The sequence below is a fragment of the Nostoc sp. DSM 114159 genome, from assembly GCF_053470285.1.
In genome coordinates this window covers 1002344-1015528 of the sequence record NZ_JBPFEH010000001.1, presented here as the reverse complement: position 1 = coordinate 1015528, position 13185 = coordinate 1002344, and the positions used below count along the sequence as shown (strand labels likewise).

Below are 13185 nucleotides of genomic sequence, written 5' to 3'. Positions count from 1 at the left end.
AGAATTTATTAATTGGATATAAATCTCTTTTTCGGGCAGATGCCTTAAAGCGATCGCAGTAGGATCATTGTCTAGAAGTCAAAATTCTTTTGGGTTTTTGACATTGAAGCCAACGAATCAGTGACTGGTTTTTGGGTGTTGGGAAGGAAGAAGATGTTGTTCTATTGATTCACTAAAATTCAAAATTCCGAAACACACGAAGCTGCAACCCTACCCCCAACAACAGAGCCCTGACGCTTGTTTGACATGAATCTTCGTGCCATTCGGATATAAAGAAGATTGGTCTTGTCACGGAATTTATAGTCGTAAAGCGATGGCGCAGAGATTGAGACTCTTCATTAGGTATATTTAAACAGACGAAATATCTGCAATTTGAATGAGGAAAGCTGTGGTGGCTTGAGACAAAGTTTGTAAATACGCTAAAAATAGCTTCTTGGAGATTAATCAAGATGAAAACAACAGTGAAACGAGAAATACAAATGAAATACAGACAATTAGGAAACAGCGAGTTGAGCGTTTCCGAAATTAGTCTCGGTTCCTGGCTGACTTATGGGGGTGGTGTAGAGCAGCAAAATGCAGAGGCTTGTATACATAAAGCTTTAGAAGTTGGAATTAACTTTCTTGACACTGCAAATGTTTACGCTCAGGGAGGGGCTGAATCATTTTTGGGAGAAGTATTGCAAGGTACTGAGCGCGAAAGTTATGTCTTAGCGACCAAAGTTTTCTTTCCCATGTCAGCCACTGAGCGAGGACTCTCAGCAGCCCAAATCAGAAAACAAATTGATGCTTCCTTAAAGCGACTGCGTACCGATTACGTTGACCTGTACCAATGCCATCGCTACGATCCAAATACGCCTTTAGAAGAAACGATGACGGCACTCACTGAGGTCGTGCGTCAGGGAAAAGCTCGTTACATCGGCTTTAGCGAATGGAGTCCGCAGCAGATCCAAGCAGCACTGAATTTGGCTGATGTTGAACGCTTTGTTTCCAGCCAGCCCCAGTATTCCATGCTGTGGCGCAAACCGGAAGCACAGGTGTTTCCATTATGTGCAGCTAATGGCATCAGTCAAATTGTTTGGTCGCCGTTAGCTCAAGGTGTACTCACAGGTAAATACCAGCCAGGACAAGCTGCACCTCCAGATTCTCGTGCCGCTAACGAAAAGATGAATTCGTTTTTGATGGAGGAGTTGTTTAACGATCGCACACTAACAGCAGTACAAAAGCTCAAACCGATTGCCCAAGATTTGGGGTTGAGTATGCCACAATTAGCTCTGGCTTGGGTACTACGAGATGAGCGTGTGTCTTCAGCAATTATTGGTGCTAGCCGTCCAGAACAAATTGTTGATAACGCTGCTGCATCAGGAGTACAGCTAGATACGGATGTACTGGCAGTGATTGACCAAATACTGGCATCGGTTGTTCAAAGGTAAGGAAAGAACTAGTTCTCGGAGCGAACCCAAAAGTTTTGTTGTCTTGCTGTCAAGGATATACCTTGAGATGAGCAGCATTGTGCATAGCTCGTTTCCACACTAACAATAGACTACATTATGGCGATCGCTTATTTGAGGGATCTGAATCTGGGGATAGCTAAAAAATCAAATACCCAAGATCGAGGTGAAAGTACTTTTCTTTTGAGTAAGTGCCTGACATTAGTAGCCTAGCAAGCAAACTCATCGATAAACAGAAGAAATTAGTTTTAGCTCTCTAAAAGCATTTTGAGCTATTTATCTATTGGTGAGAATTTTGCGTGTAACACAGTTAAGGTGATTTAAGCAGCATACTCTTCCTTACCCGTATTTTAGTGAGTAGCCCTGCTCAGACCAAAATAATTTTACTCATTTATTAGTGATTTGTATATCTCAATAATGACTGTAATTATTGAGATATACTTCACCCTGACTATGAAAGATAATTTTGTTAAGCCGAATCATCCTCTAGACATTTAATAGAGTAGTCTTTTAGTAGATGTTTACACTTAGTATTAGCTATAAATTTAAAGTAAGTAAATATTATTTACTTTTTGGCTAAAAAAGGAGTTTTTTATGATATCAACTGTGATTTTTTTTGTTGGCTATACTGTAATATCTGCGTTTTTCATTTCTCATGTTGAGTAATCAGCTCCACTAACTATAGGACTAGTATTTGATTTCTGAAAAAACTCCGTACATCTGGAGAGACAGAAAATCAAAGGTAGTATTTCTAATGAACCACTCAAACATCCACTTTAAATGAGAGAATGTTGGAATTAAAGCACAAAAACGGCGAACCCAAGTTTTTGCTTGCAACCAAATATCTTCAATAGGATTTTGTGATGGGCAATTGGCAGCAAAGCGGATGCAATGAATTTTCCACTGCTCTTGAGGTAAACCTTGATTTACCTCGCCTAAAAAGTTCTGAACCAGATGTGAACGATGATAAGAAGCACCATCCCAAAGAAGAAGTAATCGCTGGTTGGGAGATTGTTCTAATAAATAACGTAAATAATCAATTGTATTATTAGAATTACCAGCATTGTAAGCTTTAAGGAATAAGTTTCCGTCGAGATAATCAACCGCACCATAATATGTCTGTTTATCTCGTTCGTTAACAACTTTAATTGCTATTTCTTGGTCAGTTCTTCCCCAAACGTAACCATTTACGTCTCCCCATAATAAATGACACTCATCTATTAATAATACTCTCAGCCTTCGGGCTTCTATCTCCTCTCTGTTACTTGCCAGCAATGTTTCAATTTGTTTTTTTTGCAGCCACCACCTCCTTATCAGCCTTTGGATTCAAGCCAGTAGTCTTTTTCCAACTAATTCCTGCTGCCTCAAATAAATCATAATAGCTTCGTTTTGATTCGTAGATTACATCATATTCAAAGGCTAATTTATACTCAAGTTCACCAAGCTCCCAAATCTCTTTTGTTTGCAACCAACTTAATACTTCTTCTCTTTGTTTATCATTCAGATAACCTTTTTTCCCTTTATGATTTAAGCGCAGTCCCACAATTGCATGTTCTTGGTAAGCTTGTTTCCAGCTTGTTATTGAACCAACTGAGACATCTAAAATTGTTTGAATTTCTTCATACTTGTAACCTTGATAAACCAGTTTTACGGCTAAGGCTTTTCTTAGTTCACGGGCATCAGGGCGACTATCGATAAATTCCTGTAATTCTGCGATCGCCATTTCTAGATGCTGGTTCATCATTGTTTGTTATTAGACAGATAGCACTATCCGTATTATCTCGCACTCTTTTTCATAAATCAAATATGATTCCTATATGTGGAGGCGAATTAATGGAAAAGAAAAGTTGGCAATCGCTACAATCAATATTTCCAGTACTTATACAGAGGTATAGATACCTAGTATTGTATAAACTAAATTTTAATGAAAGGAAATAAATGTAATTTTATATACTCTTTGAGATGAATAACTCAGTAGAGTATTTTCGTGAGAGTCACTGCCCTTGAGAAATCGTCTTGTCTTGTTGCAATCCAACAAAACCTCTTTTAACAACCATAAATTCAAAACTGCGGCTGCCGTCTCAAGAAATGTAATCGTACTTTTTGAAACATCTATAAGTTGTGCTTCTCTCAATTGCGGTCATTGCCATTAGGAGCCGACAGTTGAATCATCTCAGTAAAACGTGAATACTTAACCGCATAAAAAGTTATCAATAGTCAACTCTCTACGATTTTTGAGTTGAGATAGCCAAAGCACAGTTTGAGTCCACGCTTGCTGGAGAACCGCAGCATCAAGCTACTGGGCATTTCCTTGTCCAACGGTTGCTGCTTGTGTGGTGTGCCAATTAGAAGCCAGAGAGCGGATTTTTTGAAGTTCCGATGGAGAGAGGCGCTCCAAGTTACGCAGTATTTGAGTCATACGTGGCTGGTCTTTTAACAAGTCGTAATGACGAGCCAGGAAGTCCCAATAAAAAAAGTTGAAAGGACAAGCATTATCCGTACTGCGCTGGCGATGATTATAAGCACAATTTTTACAATAGTCGCTCATGTTGTTGATGTAGTTAGCAGAAGCAGCATAGGGCTTAGACGCAATCATTCCACCATCAGCTTCAAGGGGCGACAAGCGAGTTAAAGTGCTTGCTGTATAAGCTCCATAGCCTTTAAACCTCGCTGATAATATGCTTGCTTATTGCGAATATAACCGACCATTTCTTCGACCCATGCTTGACACTCATGCAAAGCTTCTATCCAATTGAAACCATATAAACCTATCCAAAAATTACTATGCCTTTTTTCAGTTTTACCTTGCTCTTGGGAACGGCAGACATAAGATTGTTGTCGTTGTAATTTAATTTTTTGACCTTGTATCCAAGCACTAGTCATTGCTAAAGCTATTAAAAAAATTAAACGTACAAGTCTATCAGGATTGGCTTGAGAAGCTTCTAGATTGTACCCACCAGTTTTACAATCTTTGAACATCGCTTCAATGCCAAAACGTTGAGCATATATTTTGAGGGCAGTGTTTAAATCAGGTAAATTAGTTAATAAATACCAAGCTTCCTTATCTTGCTTCCCCCTATACTTCCTTTTCCAATAAACAGCTAAATTGAAGCAACCAAAACCTTTTTTTTGAGTAACTTTAACATCAGGATAAAAGGAGCGAATACCAGGATAAATCTCAATGCTACTTAAAGGTTGAAATTTCTGTCTTTTTTGACGAAAAGTAGTATCCTTTTTTTGACGAAATATAAAACTGAGGTTCTGCTTGTGGAGCCACTGTGCTAGTTCGACACTATGGAATTCTCTGTCCCCAATAATTACTAGTTTGTACTTTTTTAATAGTCGAATTACTGGACGTAATACTTTTTGTTGTTCTTCTAGGTTGCTACTACCATCTTTTCCTAGCAGACACCAATATATTGGCCAAGCTCTTTTTTGGTAAATCACACTCACCATCAACACATTATTTTCCTTCCACTGTGTTCTATCCATTGCAATGGTTAATTGTGACCCCAGTTGAAAATGTTGGTTAATTAGGGCTTCAATAATCGGAAACCACAACAATACTACACTTAAGGCATTTAGCGTTAAAAACCTTTGTATATGCCGTCTACGACTATTTTGTTGTATTGATAATGGTAGTGTCGCTGCCAGTCTTTCTATCTTCACTTGTTTTTGATTTTGTAGTAACCACACCAACATCTTTAGGGTGATTAACTGTGCTTTATTTAGGTATTTTTCTAAAAAATTTTGGTAGAATGATGCCAGCATTATTATGACGGTCTTAATCAAATTACGAGACCGTTCTTTTTTACCATTAAACTGTACCCTACAGATAGTAGCTTAATAACTGTACAGTTCATTCTCAATAAGCACACAAATGTTTCCAGGGGTCTGTGCCTCCCAAACCTTTAGCTTGCAGGGTTTAGAGGCGATTGTCGCCCCTTGAAGTTTTGTACCTGCTACTTGATGATATAACTGGGAGACTCTATCCCTAAATTATCTCCGCGATTTTAAAGTAGCTACATATTCCCTTTGCCGGATCACACCTCTTTTTTTACCAACTTTTTGATGGTCTTTACTCCAGAAAATTACACCAACTTTTGCTTCTTTATATCCTTGTTTTTGATTCAAGGGAGTCATGACTCCATCAACTCCCACATATAATAAATCTGGTGGCTCATCCTCTAAATTAGGGACTTCAAACTCTGAAGAAGCGTCTGGCAAACATTCTCCATCGAACTCTTGTGTTTGTAGTTCATTTCCGATCTTTTCTACTTGATTAGCTAAAGTTTTTTCTGCTAACTCTAACGTTGTCCATTTTTGAAACAAGGAGTGAGAGTTAGGAAACTCACTACTGATTCCCAAAGCGCAGGCTAATTCTAATACCATTGGTAGCCATTTATCTTTTGGTAGCCCTAACTCTTCATCAACCTTGACCTTAATACCATCTCTTGTAACGTAAGCTCTACGTACAAGAACCATTTCACCTAATGGAGTGTAATATCTTTTTTCTCGTTTAGTTCTCGGATGTGAGTATTGGGCTTCTTTTTCTTCTATTTTGGCTTGAAATAAGCTTTGTTGCACCTCGTTCCCTAATTTTAGCCACATACTGTAGAATTCGCGCACAAATTCTTCTAAATGGCTCCACTCCGGTAAGGAATTGAGTGTGTCATGAATGTGAGACAGAATTGATTGGAGGTTGTTCATGGGTAGTTTGGTTGCATCGCATCAAGAGCTATGTTAGCGTACCAAATCCGCTAACTACTCTCCCACACCTTTTTTCGTTCACCCGCCCGATAGTGTCCGATAGCTGCCACAATACCTCTGTAGTCGGCAATCAGTTCGTCGAGTAAATTATTCCGCATGGAGCCAAATAAGCGGTGTGTGAAGTAGTGAGTACATTCATGTTCCAGCCGAATTTTTAGGGAAAGACGCCGCCATTCTACTTTTGAAAGTCCGATGTCCTTGTCTGAAACATTGCTATAGAAACCGTCACTCAAAATAATCAACCGATCTTGATAAAGCTGCTTTTGCGGGATTAGTCGCCCAAATTCTTCTAACCAACTACTTTCGGAGCAGTTACCAAAATTTTTCACTGACCATTGTTGGCGATATTGGCGAACCCGATCCCAGTTGTTGAAACCAGTAACCATGCAAGCTCCCATAGAAGCAGGGACTGGTAGTGGTTCATTCCGCATCGTTAACGCCTGTACCAAAGAAACAAAATCTTCTCGGTTCTTGGTGAGCAAAACCGGGATGACTCCAGCCAAGCTTTGATGTAGGATCAACTGGAGTTGTTCGGGTTGCTGCAAAATCAAACCAGTCGCCTCGACCATACCATCCACTGGAACACCCTTACGAGTAGCAAAGCGGTATGCCTCTGTTTGGCTGATGCCTTCAAGTATGGGGAACTGTAACTGTACCAACTTGCTTGATAAAGCTTGAAAAACTCCCACCTCTTGAGCAAAAGTGGCGTATTCTTCCCAAGCGGCTACATGGGGTTCGGGTGGAAGCGGAAACTTGGCGCTTAGTGTTGAAAAACTGCGATTGAAGATGTTTTGATTGTAGGCAAGCAATTCTTCTGTCTGTTGGGCAGTAGCACCATAGTCAGCAAGTACATTAGTACGAAGTTGGTGTTGATTGCTCAAAAGCGATCGCCTCCCACTAACACCTTTCTATCCTAACTCTCGCTCGGCAGCATAGTGACCTCCGTATCCGCCACAACTGTTTGTGCAATGAATCTGCGTTTGACTGTCCCTTTTAATTGCTGTGCGGTTTCCTTCAGCAACGTTATGAGCCAAGGAGTTAATTGTATGGACACCTTTTTCTATCCAAAATCGAATCATTAAAGAATTTACTACAAAAAGGGGGAAGGGAGAGCCTGCCTGCGGCAGGCTCTCCCTTCCCCCTCGGAATGATTATCGAAACAATCAGGTCTAAAACCTCGCCTTTTAAGGCGAAAAATTTTTTGAGCGGGGTATAAATCCCTGTTACAAAAACGGCCTCCTGCCTCCTGCCTTCGTTAACATTCTTATACATTGTATATTTTATTTTCTGGAAGTCCCTTAATTAGAGAAAAAGATAGTACCACTGTTGAAAGCAAGTTTAATATGATTTAGGTAAAATTTTGATTACGTTCAGTCTATATGGCATTTCAGACCGATATTTTTTCCCCTACAATGCTCTGCACTTCGCGCAGAGTGTGTTTCGGCGGGCTTGTTACCCGGTCAGGTATAAAATAAACAATAAAGTTGGGAAATTTCTGCGAATTGGCGTTGAGATAAATAGTTATAAGCGTAGAAATAGAAAATACTAAGATGAGGGAATGACTAATAATTTGAATTATAGTAATTCTGAAACTATTGTTAAAGGCAATAATCCTCTAAAGTTGGCTCGTTCTGATACTGCATGGTTGGTATTATCAGGGACAATGGCTTTGTTTGCTGTCGGAACAGCAAACGGTATAGAGCAAGGATCGCGTCGTTACTTATTCGATATCAATCCAGGGGATGTTATATTCGGAATTCCTATAAATCTAGAAGGGAATTCTTACTCGCTGATTGCTATTGGTTACGAAGAAACTCTCTTGCAAGCAGTAGATATAACAAACTGGGAACAATACAGCCTAGAGGGGAATGAAAGGTTATCTCCAATTCCCGATCGCCTGCGTCAATGGAGCGATCGCTTAGTTGCAGTTTTTGACGATACTGATATTGTTTTAGATGGAATTAAGCCAGAAGAAATTAGTAGCACAACTGCAACCTTAGAACGCTTGCAGCAATTTCACAGCGATTTTTGGCGCTGTTTGCACGAACTAGAACAGCAGGAAGAAAAAACCCGTTTTCAGCAGTTTAACGCCCGTCTGCAACTTAATCAACAAGCTAGCGAACGGGCGTTAGGGGAATTGACGAGTATTTTTCGCCCTCAAGAAGCAGAATTTCTGCAAGAAGGAACAGAATTACTAATTGCTGTGGGTGCGGTTGGTCGGACGTTGGGAATTGAAATTCGTCCGCCCGCTAGATCGGAAGATCCCAAGCGAGTAAAAGATCCCTTAGAAGCGATCGCTCGCGCTTCGCGGATTCGCACAAGGCGGGTTATTTTAAGCGGTAAGTGGTGGGAGTCTGATAGCGGCCCGTTGTTAGCATACACCGCAGAAGGCGATCGCCCAGTGGCTTTATTACCTGTAGGTAGCGATCGCTATGAAGTTTTCAGTCCTCACGAACGCCGTCGCATCCGCGTTAATATTGACACAGCCAGGTTAATTTCTCCAATTGCTTATATGCTTTATCGCCCGTTTCCCGAACGGGTACTAAAAACAGTAGATATTATCAAGTTTGCGTTGCGCGGACGCGATCGAGAAATTTTGACCGTGCTAGTGTTAGGGGTTATTTCTGCTTTGCTAGGAATGCTTACCCCCCAAGCAACAGGGATTTTGATTGATAAAGCAATTCCAGATGCCAATCGGGGAATTTTATTACAAATTGGTTTGGGTTTATTAGCAGTTAGTTTTGGGAATGCAGTTTTTAATTTAGTTCAAAATATTGCGATCGCTCGAATTGAAACTGTATTAGAGGTGCAAAACCAAGCCGCAGTTTGGGATCGGTTATTAAAATTACGAGTATCTTTCTTTCGTAAATATTCGACTGGCGACTTGCAATCTCGCGTTTCGGCGATCGCCCAAATTCACAAACTTCTCAGCAGTAACATTATCGGCACAATATTTTCTAGCTTTTTTGCGCTGCTGAATTTGGGATTGTTATTTGTTTATAGCAGTCAATTAGCATTGGTAGCTTTAGCGATCGCCTTTATTAACTTGTTAGCCACAGCAATTTCTAGCATTTTTTCCCGCAGAATTATTAAGCCGATGCAAGAGTTAGAAGGCGAGATTTTCGGGCTAACAGTAGAACTTCTCAACGGCGTATCTAAATTGCGGGTAGCGGCGGCAGAAGAAAGGGCATTTGCTTACTGGTCAAAAGGATTTAGCCAGCAACTAAAATTCATGCTCAAAAGTACAGCGATCGCCGATACAGTAACAGTTATCAATCAGATTTTGCCAACTATTAGTTCGATGCTAATTTTTTCCTTGACTGTCGGGATTATCATGCATCAGTTAGGAGGAGGCGCAAAATTTTCGACTGGAACTTTTTTGGCATTTAATAGTGCTTTTGGGCTATTTATTGGCGGTGCAACTAAATTGAGCAATGCGATTGTTAGCGTCTTAGAAGTCGCCGTACTTTGGGAACGCGCTCAACCGATTTTAACAGAATTGCCAGAAGTGGATTTAAATAAAAGCGATCCTGGTCGATTAGAAGGCGGTGTCAAATTCGATCGCGTTAATTTTCGCTACCGAGAAGACGGCCCTTTAACTTTAGATAAAGTATCAATTGAAGCCAAACCAGGAGAGTTTATTGCTTTAGTCGGGCCTTCTGGTAGCGGTAAATCTACAATCGTGCGTTTGCTATTGGGCTTTGAACAACCAGAAGACGGCACGATTTATTATGATGGTCAGGATCTATCGGGGTTGGATATTTCAGCGATCAGGCGGCAATTAGGAGTAGTGCTGCAAAACGGTCGTATTAATAGCGCCTCTATTTTTGAGAATATTTCTAGCGGTGCGTTAGTAACAATAGATGAAGCTTGGGAAGCAGCAAGAATGGCGGGTTTTGCTGCTGATATCGAACAAATGCCGATGGGAATGCACACAGTAATTTCTGAAGGTGGATCGAATTTATCGGGAGGACAGCGCCAGCGTTTATTAATTGCTCGTTCTTTGGTATTAAAGCCGAGAATTTTGATTTTTGATGAGGCGACTAGTGCTTTGGATAATCGCACGCAAGCAATTGTCGGTCAAAGTTTAGAACAGTTAAAAGTAACTCGGATTGCGATCGCTCATCGCCTTAGTACAATTCGCAATGCCGATCGCATTTATGTAATTGCAGCAGGACAAGTGATACAGCAAGGCACGTTTGATGAGTTAATGGCTCAACCTGGAATTTTTGCCGATTTGATGGCTAGGCAAGTTGCTTAAGAGCTGATTCGTAAAGAAATTCTTAAGGATACTCAACTCATTACTAGGTCTAAGTTTCAGCGAATAAGTGCTGTATTGACTTAAATTACTGAAACCCCTATTAGACAAGTACTTTACTTGAGTTTACAAATTAGCTCTAATACTATTGTCAATTGTTGATTATGAAACTATCATTGCAGCTTAGACCGGGTATCTATAATTCAACAATTGGATTTAAAAGGTATAAATATGGCTGCCATTCCCGTTTTTATCATGGAAGAACATCACGAAGCATTTTGGATTTGGCATTATGCTATTAGCCAAAATATCATACCAAAATCAAAAAATATCTTGCTCCATATTGACGAACATTCAGATTTGGCAACACCTAGATTTACTCGTTCTCTCAGTTCTCTAAATGGTAATTTTCCAGAAATTTATGATTTTACTTATCGTCAGTTAAATATTGCCAGTTTTATTATTCCCGCAGTTTATCAGAGAGTATTTAATCAAGTTTTTTGGCTGCGGCCAAGGCTAAAAGAGCCATCCTCTGAGTTTATGTGTGTTTATGCTTGCGATCCAGAAGAAACGATATTTCTAATCAAAAATGTCAAGAATATCGGGGCAATTTTACTCGATCCTAAATATAAAACTGCTAACTATACTTGTTTAACAGTTAAAGATGAGTTTCCTGAAAATCAAACTGTAGTTTTAGATATCGATCTAGATTACTTTTCTTGTAACAACAGATATTATAATGATCAAGGGAAAATAGAAATTACTAAAGACCAATATCAAAGTTTTCAGAGAGATAATTATCAATTTTTGCGAATAACTTATGGTAGCTCAATCAGAGCCGAGATTGAAGACGGCAAATATTATCTATTGTTTAACGAATTTACCGAAACAGAATTGTTTCCCAATATCCTTAAACTTTCTGAAGACAAAATTCTGGAGAGAATTGACCAATTAATAGAGTTTTTAGTTGAGAAAAAAGTGCAGGTGAGTATGATTGATATTTGTCGCTCCCGCATTAGTGGTTATACTCCTGCCGATCAATGCCAGTTTATCGAAGATAATTTATTAAAAAGATTGGGGGAATTGTACGAACTCAGTTTTGTCAGTTTAGAGCAAATTAAACCTCAGCCTTTAAATGTCGGCGCAGCATTAAGCCAAATTTGATTAAAATATGCCATCAGAATTTTTAGTTTCATTGAGAAAAGACATTACTGCGATCGCGCCACCAGAAGACAGTTCTATAATTCTTCAGTTTGAGGATCGGCGGCTAACATTTAAAAATCCCAAACCTGGACTGAGAACAGCTTTAAAAACTCTAACGACTGTTCCAACTTTACCTTCGCAACTCAACAAGATTATTTGGGAAAGTGACGGTTTTGAGGGATGGCAAAAATTTAATTTATATCTCAAAAAGCTGGCCAATCTGGGATGGCTTTGCTACTCAATTGTAGTGGATGATGTGGCGATCGCTACTGCCGTACCCATCAGCCCAGATTTGCAAATTTCCCCCGAACCAATATCAACTACAAGCAAGTATGTTCTCTCGCGCTTCGCTTATACTCACCAAATAGCAGGGGAAACTATATTAGAATCGCCTTTATCTTTTTGCCAAATTCGGCTCGATTGGCGAGGCGCAGCTTTAATTGCACTCCTTAGCATCCCTCAGAATATTTCTGAACTTTCCTCGCAAATTCCAGGTATTTCTGTAGACATAGCCGAGCAATTTATCAGTTTGCTTTTCACCAGTCAAATGCTCTCAACAGTAGATGAAAACGGCGTAATTGCTGAGAATGAAAACTTAACCCTGGCTCAATGGGAGTTTCACGATTTGTTGTTTCATACCCGCAGCCGTGTAGGAAGACACGCGAATCCCTTGGGTGGAACCTATCGTTTTGTCGGCAAAATTGAGCCGCTACCAGCCCTAAAACCTCTAATATCTAATAATTTAATCGACCTTTATAAACCTGACTTAACCGCTTTAGCAGAAACAGATATTCCCTTAACACAAGTTTTAGAAGCAAGAAAATCAATTCGTCAGTGGGGACAACCAATTAATGTAGAACAATTAGGAGAATTTCTTTATCGAGCCGCCAGAGTTAAAAATATTATTAAACATGACTTACTAGAACTTAGCCAACGTGTCTATCCTGGTGGTGGAGCAATTTATGAATTAGAAATTTATCCAGTTATTAATCGTTGTCAAAATTTAGCATCTGGTTTATATCATTATCAACCGCTATCGCATCAACTAAGCCATCTTACTGATAAAAACGAACTGGTAGAAGCCTTACTACAAAGTGCTGCTAGTTCAATGGGAGTTGAAGAAATGCCGCAAATTTTACTGGTGATTTCGGCTCGCTTTCAACGCTTAACTTGGAAGTATCAATCTATGGCTTATGCACTTATTCTCAAGCACGTAGGCGTTTTGTACCAAAATTTGTACTTAGTAGCAACAGCAATGAATTTAGCACCCTGCGCGATCGGGGCTGGAAATGCTGATTTATTTGCTAAAGCAGTGGGATGTGATTATTATGCTGAAAGTTCTGTAGGTGAATTTGTTCTCGGTAGCCGTCCCGTTAATTCTTAAACTTAGAATCCTTAATAAGTAAGGATTCAGTGGACTTTGTAACTCTAATTCACCTTTAGATAATACTTTCGTAACTTTGAAACTAACCTGATTGGTGAAGACAGTACCTCAAGAACTCTCCG

General features: G+C 39.7%; 8 protein-coding genes and 2 pseudogenes. 4 read left to right on the top strand and 6 right to left on the bottom strand.

The window, feature by feature from the left end:
- Positions 1–479 precede the first annotated feature (479 nt).
- Positions 480–1430: an aldo/keto reductase family protein gene (locus ACR5KR_RS03940; RefSeq protein WP_448265530.1), complete on the top strand. Its 951-nt coding sequence runs from the start codon at positions 480–482 to the stop codon at positions 1428–1430.
- 705 nt (positions 1431–2135) lie between these two features.
- On the opposite strand, the pseudogene ACR5KR_RS03935 reads toward ACR5KR_RS03940, so the two are convergent.
- The 6 genes and pseudogenes from ACR5KR_RS03935 to ACR5KR_RS03910 all read right to left on the bottom strand — a co-directional run.
- Positions 2136–3168 (bottom strand): annotated as a pseudogene (locus ACR5KR_RS03935) (IS630 family transposase); the annotation flags it as partial.
- A 576-nt stretch (positions 3169–3744) separates the two neighbouring features.
- A complete protein-coding gene (locus ACR5KR_RS03930) occupies positions 3745–4071 on the bottom strand; it encodes a hypothetical protein (RefSeq protein WP_448265529.1) in 327 nt (108 codons plus the stop codon).
- A gap of 5 nt (positions 4072–4076) precedes the next feature.
- The gene (locus ACR5KR_RS03925) at positions 4077–5219 is read right to left on the bottom strand and encodes an IS4 family transposase (RefSeq protein ID WP_448265528.1); all 1143 of its coding nucleotides are present in this window, start codon (positions 5217–5219) and stop codon (positions 4077–4079) included.
- Positions 5220–5318: 99 nt separating this feature from the next.
- Positions 5319–6158 (bottom strand): annotated as a pseudogene (locus tag ACR5KR_RS03920) (ISKra4-like element ISPle2 family transposase); the annotation flags it as partial.
- A gap of 50 nt (positions 6159–6208) precedes the next feature.
- On the bottom strand, positions 6209–7099 hold the full coding sequence (locus ACR5KR_RS03915; RefSeq protein WP_448265527.1) for a DUF7005 family protein: 891 nt from the start codon (positions 7097–7099) through the stop codon (positions 6209–6211).
- A 27-nt stretch (positions 7100–7126) separates the two neighbouring features.
- On the bottom strand, positions 7127–7297 hold the full coding sequence (locus ACR5KR_RS03910; protein WP_448265526.1) for a hypothetical protein: 171 nt from the start codon (positions 7295–7297) through the stop codon (positions 7127–7129).
- A 479-nt stretch (positions 7298–7776) separates the two neighbouring features.
- Between ACR5KR_RS03910 and ACR5KR_RS03905 the strand changes: the two genes are divergently transcribed.
- The 3 genes from ACR5KR_RS03905 to ACR5KR_RS03895 all read left to right on the top strand — a co-directional run bounded on the left by ACR5KR_RS03905 (position 7777) and on the right by ACR5KR_RS03895 (position 13063).
- Positions 7777–10479 (top strand): NHLP bacteriocin export ABC transporter permease/ATPase subunit, encoded by a 2703-nt coding sequence (locus ACR5KR_RS03905; RefSeq protein ID WP_448265525.1) that lies wholly within the window; start codon positions 7777–7779, stop codon positions 10477–10479.
- Positions 10480–10707: 228 nt separating this feature from the next.
- Positions 10708–11640: a UPF0489 family protein gene (locus ACR5KR_RS03900; protein WP_448265524.1), complete on the top strand. Its 933-nt coding sequence runs from the start codon at positions 10708–10710 to the stop codon at positions 11638–11640.
- Between the two features lie 7 nt (positions 11641–11647).
- Complete coding sequence (locus ACR5KR_RS03895; RefSeq protein ID WP_448265523.1) at positions 11648–13063, top strand: SagB family peptide dehydrogenase; 1416 nt, start codon at positions 11648–11650, stop codon at positions 13061–13063.
- Positions 13064–13185 lie beyond the last annotated feature (122 nt).